At 37.9% G+C, this 18,064-nt stretch carries 13 protein-coding genes; 8 read left to right on the plus strand and 5 right to left on the minus strand.

Annotated elements, in window-relative coordinates; genetic code table 11:
• Positions 1-93: 93 nt before the first annotated feature.
• Positions 94-1,485 carry an MATE family efflux transporter gene (locus CIK00_RS10075; RefSeq protein WP_101768741.1) on the minus strand — a complete coding sequence of 464 codons (1,392 nt, stop codon included), beginning with the start codon at positions 1,483-1,485 and terminating at the stop codon, positions 94-96.
• A gap of 125 nt (positions 1,486-1,610) precedes the next feature.
• On the opposite strand from CIK00_RS10075, the gene CIK00_RS10080 reads away from it, so the two are divergent.
• From CIK00_RS10080 to CIK00_RS10090, 3 genes are all read left to right on the plus strand, one after another.
• Complete coding sequence (locus tag CIK00_RS10080) at positions 1,611-2,471, plus strand: helix-turn-helix transcriptional regulator (RefSeq protein ID WP_101768742.1); 861 nt, start codon at positions 1,611-1,613, stop codon at positions 2,469-2,471.
• Between the two features lie 123 nt (positions 2,472-2,594).
• Positions 2,595-3,569, plus strand: a complete 975-nt coding sequence (locus CIK00_RS10085; protein WP_101768743.1) for a zinc transporter ZntB — start codon at positions 2,595-2,597, stop codon at positions 3,567-3,569.
• Between the two features lie 104 nt (positions 3,570-3,673).
• Complete coding sequence (locus CIK00_RS10090; protein WP_101768744.1) at positions 3,674-4,129, plus strand: tellurite resistance TerB family protein; 456 nt, start codon at positions 3,674-3,676, stop codon at positions 4,127-4,129.
• A gap of 113 nt (positions 4,130-4,242) precedes the next feature.
• Here CIK00_RS10090 and CIK00_RS10095 read toward each other — a convergent pair whose 3' ends face one another.
• Positions 4,243-6,642, minus strand: coding sequence for a helicase-related protein (locus CIK00_RS10095; protein WP_101768745.1), 2,400 nt, complete (start codon positions 6,640-6,642; stop codon positions 4,243-4,245).
• Between the two features lie 198 nt (positions 6,643-6,840).
• Here CIK00_RS10095 and CIK00_RS10100 point away from each other — a divergent pair, with 198 nt between their 5' ends.
• From CIK00_RS10100 to CIK00_RS10115, 4 genes are all read left to right on the plus strand, one after another.
• Positions 6,841-7,737 carry a 1,4-dihydroxy-2-naphthoyl-CoA synthase gene (locus tag CIK00_RS10100; protein ID WP_101768746.1) on the plus strand — a complete coding sequence of 299 codons (897 nt, stop codon included), beginning with the start codon at positions 6,841-6,843 and terminating at the stop codon, positions 7,735-7,737.
• 289 nt (positions 7,738-8,026) lie between these two features.
• Positions 8,027-9,715, plus strand: a complete 1,689-nt coding sequence (locus CIK00_RS10105) for an NAD-dependent malic enzyme (RefSeq protein WP_101768747.1) — start codon at positions 8,027-8,029, stop codon at positions 9,713-9,715.
• A 199-nt stretch (positions 9,716-9,914) separates the two neighbouring features.
• Entirely contained in the window at positions 9,915-10,694 is a 780-nt protein-coding gene (locus CIK00_RS10110; protein ID WP_101768748.1) for a SanA/YdcF family protein, read from the plus strand.
• A 492-nt stretch (positions 10,695-11,186) separates the two neighbouring features.
• The gene (locus tag CIK00_RS10115) at positions 11,187-12,557 is read left to right on the plus strand and encodes an SLC13 family permease (RefSeq protein ID WP_101768749.1); all 1,371 of its coding nucleotides are present in this window, start codon (positions 11,187-11,189) and stop codon (positions 12,555-12,557) included.
• Between the two features lie 75 nt (positions 12,558-12,632).
• Here the strand turns inward: CIK00_RS10115 and CIK00_RS10120 are convergent, their stop codons facing one another.
• Entirely contained in the window at positions 12,633-13,031 is a 399-nt protein-coding gene (locus tag CIK00_RS10120; RefSeq protein ID WP_101768750.1) for a hypothetical protein, read from the minus strand.
• An 889-nt stretch (positions 13,032-13,920) separates the two neighbouring features.
• Between CIK00_RS10120 and CIK00_RS10125 the strand changes: the two genes are divergently transcribed.
• On the plus strand, positions 13,921-14,874 hold the full coding sequence (locus CIK00_RS10125; protein WP_101768751.1) for a TerC family protein: 954 nt from the start codon (positions 13,921-13,923) through the stop codon (positions 14,872-14,874).
• Between the two features lie 98 nt (positions 14,875-14,972).
• On the opposite strand, the gene CIK00_RS10130 is transcribed toward CIK00_RS10125, so the two are convergent.
• Together CIK00_RS10130 and CIK00_RS10135 are read right to left on the minus strand one after the other, a co-directional pair.
• Positions 14,973-15,704, minus strand: coding sequence for an HAD family hydrolase (locus tag CIK00_RS10130; protein ID WP_101768752.1), 732 nt, complete (start codon positions 15,702-15,704; stop codon positions 14,973-14,975).
• 147 nt (positions 15,705-15,851) lie between these two features.
• Positions 15,852-17,630 carry a L,D-transpeptidase family protein gene (locus CIK00_RS10135; protein WP_101768753.1) on the minus strand — a complete coding sequence of 593 codons (1,779 nt, stop codon included), beginning with the start codon at positions 17,628-17,630 and terminating at the stop codon, positions 15,852-15,854.
• Positions 17,631-18,064: the final 434 nt, after the last annotated feature.

The following is an 18,064-nucleotide window of genomic DNA, read 5'->3' on the forward strand; positions in this document are numbered from 1 at the left end:
CAATTACCAACAACGTCCTAATCTGCCATAAAAAAAGCCCATTTATGAGTACACACAAATGGGCTATATCTTGCTTATAAACAGCAATAACAACTAGGCCGATATTAATACTGGGTCGGTATCATTAATCAAATTAGCTAACCACTTCCGTCCGCGAATACGATAAGCCGTTAAACCCACCTTAACCACTTCTTCAGCCAAAATAGCTATTAACACCCAATGCAAAGGCCAATCAAGAAATATCCCAGTGAAGATAGCCAATGGAATTCCTATGCCCCATTGTCCAAACAAATCAATGAAAATACTGAATTTAATATCACCACCACTGCGTAATACACCGCCAATACCCACCATGTTAAACACTTTCAAAAATAGCCCAAGAGCAAGCACCATGGTTACATTTAACGACATGGCTAAGTTTGGTGTATCTGCCCGTTGTAGCCATAGACTTACCGTGTCACTTGCTAGCCAAATCGTAATACCCAACACAAAGGCCATCGACACACTTAGCCCAATAAAGAGCCATGATTGATGCCAAGCTCGTTGGTAATTTTCAGCGCCTAATTCATGCCCTAAAATAGTTGAAGCGGCCACAGAAAAACCAATAAAGGCGGAAATAAGTACCCCTTCAATCGGTGATAACAAACTAATGATTGCAAGCTCTGTCACACCTAACTGGGCAAAAATAAAACTGTAAACTAAAACCCCCATAGCCCAACCTGCATCATGAATGATCATCGGTAATGCGATGGTTAAATAACGTTTACGTGCTTGTGGTGTTTTAGCTGTATCAATATCAATCGCTAGAGGTAAGATTTCACGATGACGATAATACGTTGCTACCAAAAGAATCACCGTTTGAATACCACGAGAGATTGTTGTTCCCAATGCTGCGCCAGCAACGCCCATTTCAGGAAAGCCATATAAGCCAAAAATCAATAATGCATTTAAAGTCGCATTTAATAATACCGCCACCAAACCAACATAGGTGGGCATTTTTGCTTCACCAACAGCACGCAAAGCCGCCTCTAATGGCACAACAATCGCAGTAAAAATTATGCTCCAACCACAAACGTACAAATAGTCTTTGGCATGCATAACAAAATCAGCCTGATCGCTAATAACACTTACAATTTGTTGTGGAAATAAACGATAGATAATCGCAAAAGGTAACGTAAAAACAATCGCACACACCCAAGATTGCAATAAGGTGCGACGCACACCGTCCATTCTGCCAGCACCAAAATATTGAGCGGCTAATACTCCAACCGCACCACTGACACCGACCACCAGCAATAAGTTAAAGAAGAAAATACGGTTACCAATACCCACAGCCGCGACTGGTGATTCACCCAGTTTTGACACCATTAGCACATCAACTAAACCCAGTAATGCAAATAGCATTGACTGCATAGAAACAGGTAATGCTAACCGCCATGTTTTTTGCCAAAAATTTCTATCTGCTGATGTGCGCCATGTTGTCATAATTAAATACTCAATTAACGGTTACCTTGTGACAATGATCATACCTAAAATTGTTAATTTACGGTTATTCTAAGCCATCAAAAACGTTTGCCAAACTATCAACTTTAATGAAATAAGGACTTTTAATGGCATGGTTTGAACATTTAAATATTTCACCACAATGCCAATCAATCATTATTGACCAAGTGCAATCATTAGCCCTCGAACAAAAACACATCATTCAATGCGGCATTAATTATGGCAAAGAAGCGTTTACTCTTTACCGCCGTAATCCTGATATGCACATGTTGCTATTTACCCTCAAAGGCCGCGGTATACTTAGCACTCCAGCCAAAAAATGGGATTTACAACCTGACTATGTGATTTATGTACCACCTGGGTATGAGAACGGGTTTGATATCAACCCAACCGAGAATACTGATCTTATTTGGGATATGGCGTGGGTAATGCTTGAACAACAAAGTTATTGGGATCAACGTTTACCTCATGAGATAACTTATTATCCAACCCAATCAGGCCCATTATTATTTCAAACTATCGGTTGTCTTCACCAAGCACTGTGTTTGAGCTATCCCCTTGCGGATCAACTATCCAGTAATATCACTGAACAACTGTGCTTATTGGTTACTCATCGCACTTCGCCTCATTCACCATTAGCATTACAACGTTTAGAACGTGTATTTCAACACGCAAAACAACAATTACATCATCCATGGAAAGTAAAGGATCTCGCGGCTTTATATCCATGCTCTGAGCCACATTTACACCGGTTATGTCAGCAATATTATAGTCAAGCACCCATGGCGCGTTTAACACATTTACGTATGGAACATGCCGCAGGTTTATTAACTACCACGTCATGGCCAATTCAACATATCAGTGATTTTTGTGGTTATCCAAACCCAACCAATTTTAGTACCCGTTTTAAACGCTGGAGTTCTTTTAGCCCGCGTCAGTTCAGATCACGGTTTCAGAGTGAATCTTAAGCGTCAACTGCTCAATCAATAACCATCAAATATTTTATTTTCTATCGGTGGCTTATATCGGTTAAGCTTATAGGTATAAAATAAATAAGACTTAAGTACTTAGCGCTATTAAAGGGATCCACCATGCCAAATTGTTTTGCTTACTGTTATCGACTTAATGGCGATCATTCCAAACCCGCATTGACCCTTGATAAAATTAATAACTGGCAATCCACGGATGGTCTCCTTTGGTTACATCTCAACTATACCCAGCCACAAGCACAGCAATGGATCCAGCAAAGCCAGCTGCCTGACATCGAAAAAGATTCCCTGACCAATGATCGAGAACGACCACGATTAAATCAAACCAAAGATGGCTTTTTCTTGGCATTACGCGGCATTGATATTGATAAAAACACCCAAAATAAGCCGTCAGATAGCATGGTTTCTATTCGTGGTTATTTTACTAAAAACCTAATTGTTACCACCTCTAATCAACCAGTTGTCGCTATCTCGCGTATCGCAGATCATATTAACGGGGGGTTTGGACCCACAACTATTGGTAACTTTATTTTAAGCTTATGTGATCATTTGGTAAGTCATAAAATGACGGTGATTGATACTCTTGATGAGCAATTAACAGAGCTTGAAGAGCAAGTGATGACCGATAGCGATATGAAATTACGCAATAATATCGCTGTATTACGTCGTGAAACGGTAAAGTTACGCCATTCAATGACACCTCAACGCGATGCATTAGCCAAATTAATTACTATCGACACCCCACTACTATCTTTAGCTGAACGTCAAAAAATCCATGAAGTTGATGAAAAAATCAGTCATGCGCTTGATGATCTTAATGCTATTCGCGAACGCGCTAATGTGACCCAAGAAGAGTTAATGAGCCTACAATCAGAAACTTTAAATCAGCGGCTCTATTTTCTTTCTTTGATCACAACAATTTTCTTACCACTTGGCTTTCTTACTGGTTTATTTGGCGTCAATCTTGATGGTATTCCTGGAGCCGAGGATCATTTGTCATTTTCAATCTTCTGTGGATTATTAGCCGGAGTGTTGATACTACAACTGGCACTATTTTATCGTCGCAAGTGGATATAACAGATAAAACTGCAAACGTATTTTTAGTGACTTTTATTTATATCGTATATCGATATAAACTTAGACATTAGTTATACGTAATTATCATCAAAATAAGGGCCACAATGTTTTCAACATTACGAACTTTGTTTAGACAAGTTATGAATGAAAGTGCAAGTGCGGGCGCAGTAGATACGCCAGCACTTAACTTAGCGATGGCTTCATTATTATGTGAAGTGGCGAATGCCGACCATGATCGTGATCCACGAGAAGAACAAGCTAAAGTGCAACTGTTAATTAAACTGCTTGATACCACAGAAGAACAGGCAACAATCTTACTTAGCCAAGCACAAGAGCAAAGCCAGAATTCAGTGTCTTTATATGAGTTCACCAATAAGTTACGTGAGTTATCACAACCACAACGTTATCAATTAATTGAAGCAATGTGGCAAGTAGCCTATGCCGATGGTGTAATTGATCCTCAAGAGGAAGCAGTGATCAGACAAGTGTCTGACTTGATCTATTTAGATCACTCTGAATATATTCGCGCTAAACTCAATGCAGGTAAACTAACGTCATAATCCAATCAATGATTAGCATGAATTACTCTCTAATCTGATCATTAATAAAACAAGACCACGGTAGATATTCGCTATCGTGGTCTTGTTGTTTAAACAGATAAATTAAATAACCATTAATGAATATCGATTGTTCGACTGGCTTTTTTGTATTTAATTCGCCACCCTTGCCAACGCGGTAACTCCCACCGCTTAGGATCTTGTTTACGATTACCTTGAAGATAATGCGCAATCACCGTTTTACGGCTGATCTGATATTCAATTCGCATCTCAAAATCATTTAAATTCACACTGTGTGGATATTGATTATCAAATTCTTCCCGTTCCCATTCAGGAATGCCATCAAACACAAAATCATCAGCACTGAACAAAGCAATATCATCAATCGTTTCAATCCCAAGATCTTCAATTTGTTGTAATAGCCACATTGCCGCATCAACAATTTCAGGCTTTCGCTGACAAATATCCGCTTGATAACGTCCTAATCCAAGGTACAAATTCCATTGTTGAATATCGGTGACAATTCGAGTTGCCAACCCCGTTAATACTTCATTCGCTAAAATCAAATCAACAATCGCAGTACCTGCCGCACCACCGCTAACATCTTGCCATTGTGTATCGATTACTCGCCCTGCATATACTCGTTTAATCGCGGTTTGAAAATGACCCTTACTGGTTTCAACGGTTTGCCCTTGCTGGTTTTCACCAAGATCAAGCGCAACCATTTGTGACAGCGTCACAGGTGCAATACACGTTGCTAACACGAGGTTTTGCTTAATGCCCTTACCGGGTAATGCAAACTGATCAAACACGATCGCAGCTTCTGTTGCTTGATCATGTTCAATACCAAATAAAGTATCACGGCTTAAGGTCACTTCATTAAAACCATTACCCAAAGCTTGTCGTCGCCGCTCTCGACGCACATAAACAAGTTCAGGCACAGCGGTAATAACAGCATCTATCCACGGTTGACGACGAAAAGCACTAGCAGCCTCAAGTTGAGGTAATTGCAGCACCTCTCGCATTTTTGCTGCCAATAGTCGTGCTTCTGCGCGCATATTGTCATCAACGGTTAGCCATTCGGGGACAACATCTGCCCTTACAATTTTAATTAACGCTGTCGCATCGCAATATTGTTGCCCTAACCATAAAAATAACGCCTGTTGATCTTGTTCTGATTTAGGAGGCTGCCACAGTTTTTGCGGAATCGATAATGCAGCAGCTAAGTCAACCATTGCTTCTTGATGACGGCGCTCAGGCATTGCAGTAATCAAATGGGCAAATAAACTGTCAATCGGTAGTTGATATAAACGTCGACCATAATCGGTCACCACTTCATCATCCGTTACCGCTTTCATCGTTTGTAATGTTTGAAACGCACTCGCTAACGTTTTTTCTGGCAAAGGATCAATAAATGCTAATTGTGAAAATTTAGCTTCGCAGCACAACGCAGCTAAATAGGGTTCAACTAACTCTTCACGTTGTAATTCTGCGGGCGTTAATCGCTCAAGTGGTGCCGCTTTACCGTATAAACGTAAACAAACACCGTCTTTCACACGACCCGCACGGCCTTTACGTTGCTCAGCACTGGCTTTTGAAATTGCATGTAGTGATAACACCGTACGACCATTACGCTGGTGGGTACGACGCTCTAACCCTGAATCAACAATGAGCGTAACACCTGGAATTGTCAGTGATGTTTCAGCAACATTGGTCGCTAAAATAATACGTTGCTTATTGCTTGCAGTTAATGCCCGTTGACGTTCATCATCGGTAACAGAAGCATGTAGCGGGATCACATCCATTTCATCGGCGGCAATGGCAGCAGCAAAATAACGACTCAATGCTTGCGTAGCCGCCGTTATTTCTTTTCTACCGGGTAAAAATACTAAGATATCTTGATGATCGGCATAATGCTGACTGATCAATTTAACAATCCGTTGATCTAAATGATCATCACTGGGCATGGTTTGGGTATCATTCGCTTGATGATAAACATCTACCTTAAAATTACGCCCAGTAGCATACAAATGCGTCGCCGCTAAATATTCCACTAACCGTTCGCTATCCATAGTGGCAGATGTTGCCACCAAACGATGACTTTGCCGCTGCTTTAATAATGCTAACAGTAAATCAGTATCCCAACGCCGTTCATGAAATTCATCAATGATCACAGTATCAAATAAGGCTAACTGATCATCACTTAACCAGCGTAATGCAACCCCTGGTGTCGCAAAAACGACTTGTGTATCAGCATTAAAATGTTGTTCAAAACGAATCGCATAACCCACTGAAATTTGCTGTGGATTCGCGGTTTTTGTGGTGAGATAGTCAGCTAATGAAGTACAAGCAACTCGTCGCGGTTCCACGACTAAGACTCGACCTAACTCAGCAGCCCACAACGGTAAACGGGTTGACTTTCCTGAGCCAGTCTCAGCCTCTACCACAATGTGTTGCTGAGATAATGCGGCTAAAAAATCGGATTTAAGGTTATCGATAGGCAATGAAGCGTACATAATTCAATCTATTACTGATTCTGACGTTGTCATTGTGACAATATTCAACGATGTTGTCATTGGCTAGCCGTCATAGTTGTTGATTCCATAAACAATCAACACTAAATTTCAGTAAATATGTCAGTTTACCGCTACAATAATTGACTTTTTGCTGTAACTCCCTAGCCTTACAGCATCAACTTATGGAGGCTGTGCCGTATGACTAGCAAAACCATTTTTAACCCTGAATTATGGGAAACCGTTCCAGGCTTTAACTTTGAAGATATCACTTACCATCGTGCTAAAGCGCATGGAACAGTACGTATTGCCATTGATCGTCCTGATTGCTTAAATGCCTTTCGCCCTAAAACTGTCGATGAACTTTACACTGCGCTTGATCACGCTCGTCAATGGTCAGATGTAGGCTGTGTATTAATTACAGGTAACGGTCCATCTCATAAAGGACAGTGGTCTTTCTCATCAGGTGGCGATCAACGTGTCCGTGGTAAAGATGGCTATAAATACGAAGGCGCTGATGCTGGTACGGCTGATGTTGCGCGTATGGGTCGATTGCATATCCTTGAAGTACAACGCCTTATTCGTTTTATGCCAAAAGTCGTGATTGCGGTTGTTCCTGGTTGGGCTGTTGGCGGCGGTCATAGCTTACACGTTGTTTGTGACTTAACCCTTGCTTCTAAAGAGCATGCGGTATTTAAACAAACAGACCCTGATGTAGCATCATTTGACTCAGGTTATGGCTCTGCATACCTTGCAAAAATGATCGGTCAAAAACGTGCACGTGAAATATTCTTCTGTGGCTTTAACTACAGCGCTCAAGAAGCCTATGACATGGGTATGGTTAACAAAGCAGTTGATCACTTTGAGCTTGAAGAAGAAGCACTATGTTGGGCGAAAGAAATTAACAGTAAATCGCCAACTGCAATGCGTATGCTTAAATACGGCTTTAACCTGCCAGACGATGGTCTTGTCGGTCAGCAATTATTTGCCGGTGAAGCAACCCGCTTAGCTTACGCGTCGGAAGAAGCGCAAGAAGGTCGTGATGCCTTCCTTGAAAAACGCGATAAAGATTTCAGTAAGTTCCCTTGGCATTATTGATACGTGTAGCAAAAAATAGTCACAAGATGAGCCTGCTGTGTTAGCAATAATGACACTTATCTCATCTTGAAAATAAAAGCTCTTATTCAAGGGCTTTTATTTTAAAAACGATTGGTTATCATAAAACACCGTCATATTTTTACTTATTAACAAAATAAACATCAGAAACATGATCCCTTTCTCGAAATAAATCACTCTACCCTTTGAATTCTTAGCGATGAAGTTCTAGCATTAACAGCAGAGTAATTCTTAGTCCATTTTCTGGCTTAATCGCAACAGAGTTTATCGTATGAATAACAATAAAAGACCTCTATATATTCCTTATGCTGGCCCAATACTTCTTGAAACGCCACTATTAAACAAAGGTAGCGCATTCTCTATTGAAGAGCGTATGTTCTTCAACTTAGAAGGTCTTCTTCCTGAAGCTATTGAATCAATCGAAGAACAAACAGAACGTGCTTATAAGCAATATCAGAAATTTGATAATGATATGGATAAGCACATTTACTTACGTAATATCCAAGACACTAATGAAACACTTTTCCATCGCCTTGTAGAAAATCACATCACAGAAATGATGCCGATCATTTATACACCGACGGTTGGTTCTGCCTGTGAAGATTTTTCAAATATCTATCGTCGCGGTCGTGGATTATTCATTTCATACCCAAACCGTGATCGTATTGAAGACATGCTTAACAATGCCTCACGCCAAAATGTAAAAGTCATTGTGGTTACCGATGGTGAACGTATTCTAGGCCTAGGCGATCAAGGTATCGGCGGCATGGGTATTCCTATTGGTAAACTATCGCTTTACACCGCTTGTGGTGGTATTAGCCCGGCTTACACCTTACCGGTTGTACTTGATGTAGGTACTAATAACCCACAACGACTGTCTGATCCAATGTACATGGGTTGGCGTCATACTCGAATTACGGGCGCTGAATATGACAACTTTGTTGATGATTTCATTCAAGCCGTTAAACATCGTTGGCCTGAAGCATTAATTCAATTTGAAGATTTTGCTCAAAAAAATGCGATGCCATTACTTGAGCGTTATAAAGATAAAGTATGTTGTTTTAATGATGATATTCAAGGCACTGCGGCGGTCACTGTTGGTTCATTATTAGCAGCATGTAAAGCCGCTGGCACTAAGTTCTCTGATCAACGTATTGCTTTCTTAGGTGCAGGTTCTGCTGGCTGTGGTATTGCAGAAGCTATTATCGCGCAAATGACAGCTGATGGTATTACAGATGCTCAAGCACGTAGCCAAGTCTATATGGTGGATCGTTGGGGTTTGTTAGTTGAAAACATGCCAAACCTACTTAACTTCCAGCAAGCACTGATCCAAAAGAACACCAATATTAAAGATTGGGAACTATCGGATAACAACATTTCATTATTAGATGTTATGCGAAATGCAAAACCAACCGTACTGATTGGTGTTTCTGGTGTACCAGGACTATTCAGTGAAGAAGTGATCCGTGAAATGTATGCTCACTGCCCACGTCCTATTATCTTCCCGCTATCAAACCCAACCAGTCGAGTTGAAGCAACACCATTTGACTTAATTCATTGGACAGAAGGTAACGCATTAGTCGCAACAGGTTCACCCTTTGCTCCTGTTGTTTATGAAGGTAAAACCTACCCAATTGTTCAATGTAATAATATTTACATTTTCCCTGGTATTGGTTTAGGCGTGCTAGCCGTTAATGCTCGTCGAGTTACTAATGAAATGTTAATGGAAAGTAGCCGTGCTTTAGCTGAGTACTCACCATTAGCGATTCACGGTGAAGGCCCACTACTTCCCGGACTTGAAGATATTCAAAAAGTATCACGTAAAATTGCTTTTGCTGTGGCTAAAAAAGCCGTCGAGCAGCATAATGCGCCTAAACATTCAGATGAACGTATTCGTGAGAAAATTGACGCTAATTTCTGGAAATCAGGATACCGTCGTTATAAACGTACTTCATTTTAATTAAGTATTCATTCATTTCTAAAATCCGAAGTGTGATATAACACTTCGGATTTTCATTTAAAGCACTTTAATGCATGAAATTGCGCACAAAACCCACAAACTCGCTCTATTCGCTCTTCTGTTTTCGCTTTTTTAAACAAAAACATCATTTATTAAGGTAAGATATTAATAAAGCATTATATTTTTAGTTTGGATAATTATGAAACTGCTCAACATTATTCGCATTACTGCAGTTCTCTTTATCATCTTTATTGCAACGTTATTATTACTTGATCGTTGGGTTTCAGCACAAACTGAAAGTCAAATTTATCATGACCCAGCAAAACTACCCGCGTATAAAGTGGGATTAGTTTTAGGCACCAGTAAGTACATCGCTAAAACCCTCAACCCTTATTACACCTATCGCATGTCTGCTGCGGTCGATCTCTATAACAAGCATAAAGTTGATGTCTTTTTAGTCAGTGGTGATAACGCACATCGCTCATATAATGAACCACGCACAATGAAACGTGATTTATTAAAGGCTGGCGTTGCTAAAAATGAGATTGTATTAGACTATGCTGGCTTTCGTACGCTTGATTCTGTCGTTCGAGCCAAAGAAGTGTTTGATACTAACCGTTTTGTTATTATTACCCAGCAATTTCATTGTGAACGAGCGCTATTTATTGCTGATCACTATAATATAAACGCCACCTGTTTAGCGGTTAAAGAACCTCAACGTGGTATGGCTAGTTTTAAAATTCGAGTACGTGAAGTTTTTGCTCGTGTCAAAGCAATGATTGATCTCTTTATTTTACACGAACAACCTAAATTTTTAGGTCCGAAAGAACCGATTATTGATCCATTATTAAAACCTGAGACTGAACACTCTATTCAATCTACAATTAAAGATGTTTCAGTAACTAAAGAAGATCTAGCACCTAAAAATTCTAAGATAATCACACCATCTTCAGCTGTTAATACAATTTCCATGCCATAATCATGCTGCACTAAAAAAGCCAGCCACATTATAATGCGTCTGGCTTTTAATTGGCTTTATTAAAAATATTAATTAACCCGTTGTTTATTCTTCATTTTATCAAGTACTCGTTTTCGAACACATCGTATATGTTCTTGAGCCTCTTTATGAATTTTTTTAGTTAAGCAGATCTTTTTTTCTTTCATTGTTTATTAGCCACCACAATAAGCACTCCGTTGCATTTGAGATGTTAACATAAACTAAAATATACAGCACTGTTTATCTTTTCACAAAATTATATAATGATAAAAATCGATATTGCCGCAATAAATATTCTCCAAAAAATATTACCCAGAGAAACATAAAATCACAACGCTAATAAATAACAAACAATCATACCGCATTAACATACTTCTATCACATTAATACTACCACTACACAACGTATTATCATTTCCGCTTATTAAAGCTAACTATAAAAATAATCTAGCCTCAATATATGGAAGATTCACCTATGACAACCCTCAAACTCACGCTCAAACATTGGTTATTCAATAGAAATAGCTTAATCCTACTTGGCAATAGTTTACTGATGATCATTCTTCTCAATACATTACCTTTTGAACGTAATGTTGTGATTGGCTTAAGCATCTTATTTTTCATTGCTATAATGTGGTTAACAGAAGCCATTCACGTCAGTATTACTGCTCTACTCGTCCCACTTTTAGCCGTGGGATTTGGTGTTTTTGATACTTCAAAAGCCTTAAGCAGTTTTTCTAATCCAATAATATTCTTATTCTTAGGAGGATTTGCACTTGCTGCAGCACTACATAAACAACAACTCGATCAAGTCATAGCCGATAAAGTACTCATTGCAGCCAAAGGCCGTATGTCTGTTGCTGTATTTATGTTATTTGGTGTAACTGCAGGATTATCGATGTGGATCAGTAATACCGCTACCACAGCAATGATGTTGCCACTTGTGCTTGGTGTTTTAAGTAAAGTGAATACTAAAAGCGGCCATAAAACCTATGTTTTTGTATTATTAGGTACGGCTTATTGTGCCAGTATTGGTGGTATCGCAACCATTGTTGGTAGTCCACCCAATGCGATTGCAGCGGCTGAAGTGGGTTTAAGTTTTACTGAATGGATGGCCTTTGGCGTACCCGTTACCATTATTCTATTACCGGTTACCGTTGCCCTATTGTATGTAATATTAAAACCAGATCTAAACCACCAATTTGAACTTAATCACAATCCAATTCAATGGAGTAACGGTAAATTAATTACTATGCTTATTTTTATAGTAACCGTGGCCTTATGGATTTTCAGTAAGCCTGTGAATGCTTTTTTAGGCGGATATGCTAAATTTGATACATTAGTCGCGTTAAGCGCCATTATCATGCTTGCAGTATCACGAGTTGTTGAATGGAAAGATATTAAAAATTCAACTGATTGGGGCGTGCTATTATTATTTGGTGGCGGTATTTGCTTAAGTAATATTCTTAAAGCAACAGGAACAAGTGTATTCCTTGCAACCGCGCTAAGTGATATGTTGCACCAAGCAGGGCTCTTACTTACTATTCTTGCTGTGGCTATTTTTGTGGTTTTTCTTACGGAGTTTGCAAGTAATACTGCGAGTGCTGCTTTATTAGTTCCTGTTTTTGCAACGGTTGCAGAAGCATTAGGAGTCTCACCTGTTGTATTAGCGGCATTAATTGCTATTAGTGCATCTTGTGCATTTATGTTACCCGTGGCTACACCACCCAATGCGATTGTATTTAGTACTGGTTATATAAAACAAAGTGAAATGATGCGAGTCGGATTTTATTTAAATATTGTTTGTATTATATTCTTAACTATATTCACATGGTTATTCTGGTAAATAAACACACTATCACATAAGAAAAATAATGCACAAAAAGGTGACGATAATCGTCACCTTTTTTAATAAATCACTTTAATTTAAAATAAACAATAAATGTTCACTATTACCTTTGATAAACTCAATAGTACCTTCTATTCTATTATTCAATTCAGTTAATTGCTGTTCATCAAGAGAATATGGCATATAAACAATAAGCTGTGTAATGCCTTCTTGTTTTGCCAAATATAATAATAAAATTAAGTTATTAGTATCACTAGCATGACTTGATAACACTTTTAATGCTTTAGCTTCTAATTGCTCAGCACAAGATAAATGATTATTCTCTGTTGTGTTTATTATCACTTCAAATGATGGGATTAAATATTTTATGGCATCCATAAATGACAAACGTTGCTGGCATGATTTAGATAGAAATTCTGTGTAATCAAAAATCACATCCTTTTCTATAACCTTCTCAACTACTGTTTCCATAGCTATCCTTAGTCAGAAACATCGTATGTGCTCAATACAATTGATACACCGCTAGATAACCTAACGCGAGTAATTACTATACGTCTATACTAATTTTAGTTGTATATATCACAATTAAAATATGTGACAAATATCACGCGCCACCTACAAATTCACACATAAAAAATACCATAAAAACAATTATTTAACATATAAGAAGCAACCAATACCCTCTAAAAAATACATAATCTATAAAATCAATTTAAATTTGTAAAAAATAGCTAATAGTCATAATTTACATCGTGCCTCTATACGACGACAACTCAACCCAATACACCATCTACCGAATACTTTTTTTAGTTTCCTTTCAATACACTATCTATAAGTGCGATAAAACAAAACAATTAAACGACATTTTATTCATCTACTTTACATCTTATTGCGCTAAATTAGGACAATTTAAGATATTGACCCAAATTAACTATAAAAACGACTGGTAACTTACCGTCTACAAGTCTAAAATTGCCTCGTTTGGGGAGTAGTCACAATTGTTCGCCTGTCGTCATCTCGAAGCCATACGCTTCCGGCAGCCGTAAGTGGATTTGCTCGCAGTAACTTTTGTCTACCATAGACACTACTGCTAGCACCATTTTGACGAGACCAATGCCATTATCGTTTACATAAAAATGTAATCGAACCTATGCAACATAATTGCATGGGTTTTTTTAATGTGCGGAAGGTTTTGTTTAGGCTCGCCTATGGGATACCTTTCGTATTTTATTTTGTGCAATAATACATTGTTATGAGTACTGTTTTATTTGACTCGATTTTCATAAATATCGTTAAATAAACAACAAGACTAATAGTAATAAATTAATGCACTCGATATTTATATAAAAGAGAGAACTCTATGAGTATTTTTAGTTATGAAGGGTTTGCTGTATTAACAGTATTAATGTTTGCATTGGATTTGTACCAAACACGTGGCGGTAAAATATCAATTAAAACAGCGGCACTTTGGAGTGTTTTTTGGGTATGTTTGGCTTTTATTTTTATGGGCTTTATTTATCTATATTGGCCACAAATGGCACCAGAAAGCACATATACAAATAAACAAGCAGCAACATCGTTTATTACTGGTTACTTATTAGAAAAATCTCTAAGTGTTGATAACTTATTTGTCTTTGCCTTAATCTTTAGTCAATTTACGGTGCCAGAACGTTTACGTCCTCGTATCCTAATGTTGGGTATTGTTGGTGCTCTTTTCTTACGAGCAGGTTTGATTGGCGTTGGTGCAAAACTATTAGCTGACTATCACTGGATCCTATATATTTTCGCTGTTTTCTTACTTTACACAGGCTTTAAGCTTTGGCGTGAAGGTGAAGAAGAACAAGAAGATTTCTCAAATTCAGCGCCTGTACGTATTGTAAAACGCTTCTTTAGAGTCGCAGATGATTATCATGATCATAAAATGTTTGTTAAAGATGATAAAGGCTGGTTAGCAACACCATTGTTAGTTGTAGTCGCAGTTATTTCACTAACAGATGTAATGTTTGCACTGGATTCAATTCCTGCAATTTTTGCTGTTACCCAAGAAGCATTCTTAGTCTTTACTGCTAACGTGTTTGCCCTACTAGGTTTACGTTCACTGTATTTTGTATTAGAAGGCATGTTAACCCGCTTCTGTTATTTACGTGTTGCGTTGGCATTTATATTAAGCTTCATTGGTATCAAAATGTTACTTGTTGGTTCACCGTATGCGATTCCAACTTTGATTTCACTTTGCGTAATCATTCTTTCCATTACAATTGCTATCAGTGCGTCATTATGGAAAACACGTAATATTGAAACAATTGAACAATAATTACTGCTAATTACTGATTAAATAAAAAATGCCACTGTTAACTAAAATAGATAACCAGTGGCATTTTTATTGTTTACTTTATAATCGTTAACTATTTACTAAGCAAAATGTTGCGTTACCACATTCAAGAGCTGTTGTGGTTGCGTCACAATATATGATGGTGTGATTTGCGAAAGCTTGTCATGATCGCTCTCCTTGCCAGTATCAATCCACACACTAGCAATACCCGCCCCGTTTGCACCAGCAATATCAGCTGCTAATGAGTCTCCCATATGTAGAACTTCACTTGGCTCACAGCCCACTAAATCTAATGCTTTTTTAAAAATACTGAATGCAGGTTTCTCTTCCGCTTCTTCCCCACCAATAATAATATGATCTACATGTTGATCCATTGCTGTGGCGGCAAGTTTAGGATATTGAGAAAAAACAGGACCGTTAGTGATCACCACCAGCTTATACTGCTGACGTAGCGTTGCGAGCATCGCTTTAACTTCAGGAAAGAAATCAAATCCAGCCATACGACCATTATCAAATGCTGCTTGAATAGCGACAGCTTGCTCAAAAGAAAGGGTTATCTGTTGCTGAGTAAATAATGTTTGTACTAATGTTTGACGAAACAGTAATTCATTATCTAATAGCACCACTAATTGCGGAAATTCACTATTTAGCTGTTTATAAATTCCAGCGATATAACGTTGGCAAAAAACATCTGCATTCAATGTCGGAAACTGTGATTGAACATAATGTTTTAACGTCGCCAATGCTTGTTTATCTGCAACTGATGTCGCACATAAGGTTTCATCCATATCTAAAAAAATAGCTTTTAACATTACGTTCCCATTGTGCCGCAGATCACGACACCCTAACTATGTTGTTTTAAAATAATAACTAAATTCTACCTTGAGTAAGCAACTTTCGCACATAAAAAAGCCAGCATCTAAGTGCTGGCTTTTACATATTACGCAATCAATACTACTTTAGTGTTTAATAAAATCTTTCATCGTAATGAATTTAGCTTTAATTGGCTTAGCTTGTGGTGAGTCATAGCCATAAATATCATTACGCATTTGTAGGTGACCATCTTGATCAACCCATGCTGTTAAGTATACAAAATCAACATCAATACGCTTAGATAAGCTCACTACTTTATGTTGCTTGGTATCTAGCATTGTTTTAAAGGGTGCAATATTACTGCGATTTTGATAATTAATAACATAATTTGCTAAATCATCAGCACGCTCAACACGAACACAACCAGAACTTAAGTCTCGCTTATTACGGCTAAATAGACCATGAGCAGGCGTATCATGTAAGAAAATAGCATAATCATTTGGCATTAAGAATTTCACATTACCCAATGAGTTATGAGGACCAGGACCTTGCTGGAATTCATGAGGGAATGTTTTTGGGTTTACTGTCGCCCAATCAATACTACTTGGTGAAATAACAGTACGATCACGCCAGCTATTTAGAATCTGCATATTATGCGCTTTCAAGTAATTACGAGAAATTTTCACTTTCGGAATTACATCATGCTGTTTAATTGTAATTGGCACGTTCCAATATGGATTAACGACCATGGTTGTGATCGCAGATGAGAATAAGTTTGTTGGACGCGTATCACGACCGACAATAACTTTAGACTCAAAGACTTTTTTACCGTTATCAAATACTTCCAATTTATAGTTTGGAATATTTACCCAGATATGAGCACGCGTATCGTTATGACGATTTAAAGCAGATAAACGTAAGGTATTCAATGCAAGAACACGCGCAATATCGCTATAAGGCATAACTAACTGTTTAACTGTACCAGGTCCAACAATACCATCAACACTTAAACCATGGCGTTTTTGGAACGTCTTAATGCTATTAAACATTACACCTGTATTAGTAATTGTTGGCTGGGCTAGCAAATTATCACGATCTGCCTTTGACATATCACCTAAATGATATAAAACTTGGGCAATTTCATGACCATTTGGTAATACAGCACCTTGGCGATATACACTTTTAAAACTTGCTGTTGTTAAAAGATGCGGTGCTAAATTTTCAAATTTTTGAATGACTTTTATGGTCGGTTCAAAATCAACATATGTAGGACGGTACATTGTTAATTTAGCCATCGTCATTGGATATGCATCATCACCTTTCGCATATTCCAACATGCTATGGGTCATATTGACAGGCTCAGACAAGAATAAAACACTACGATGTTGAGCAATATAATTCTGGAAGGCACGATAAACATAGTAAGTATCTGTCGCTAATAAATCATAGCCACGTAGATTACCGTCTTGTTCAAGTTGCTTCATTTCAGCTAAACGCTGTGCAATACCTGGTAGCATCTTGCTGTCAGCAAGCACTTGTAGTTGTAATGCTAGTTCATTACGTAATGCTACCGTATTCCAAAGAGGATAAAACTTATTTTGTGCATAAGCTTGTTCTATTTGCGATGCGAAACAAACGTTACTTGTCGTATCACCACATAACATCTTTGTGCTTTGTAAATGCTGATTATTCAATGAAGACCAATCAACACTGCCCGTTGTTAACGGTGCTTTTCGCTCATCAACAGCGACTTTAGGCAATATAGTACTAGCGCCTACAATTGGCACATTATTTTGTGCAACAGCAGCGACATTATGTGGCACAGCAGGACTAACCTCAGCCGCAAAAACACTGCCGGGTACCATCAGCGATAACATTAAGAGTTTACTTACACGTTTAGCAACAACACGTTGAGGATTAAACATCGTCAAAGCGATCCTTACCTATAAAATAGAACGAAAAACACCATACCTAGCATTACAGCTTATCTTATTGATATGCAATGACGGCAATCCATAGTTCATAAAAAACTAACTGGGTATATTTAGACAAATTTTGACAAATGATACAATTCAAAAAATGAAAATTTAAAAATTAATTATGCCATATCATGATTTTTTATCTTAAGAACTACCAGAAAAATAAAATAATCCCTTGATTTAACTGAAATAAAACAAAAATATTTCACTTCACAGCTAAAAAAACATTCTTTTATTAAAAACAAATATCAATGTGAAAAAAATAAAAATCTCATTTTTCAGTAGATTATCAGCTCAATAATTAAGCTTTCGAACCTGCCTTACATAATATGTTACTAGCAATTTTTAATTATCCCTTTTTTCTTATTCAAAGAATCACA

Origin of the sequence: Photobacterium carnosum (assembly GCF_002849605.1) — a bacterium.
In the GTDB taxonomy this organism is placed as follows: Bacteria; Pseudomonadota; Gammaproteobacteria; order Enterobacterales; family Vibrionaceae; genus Photobacterium; species Photobacterium carnosum.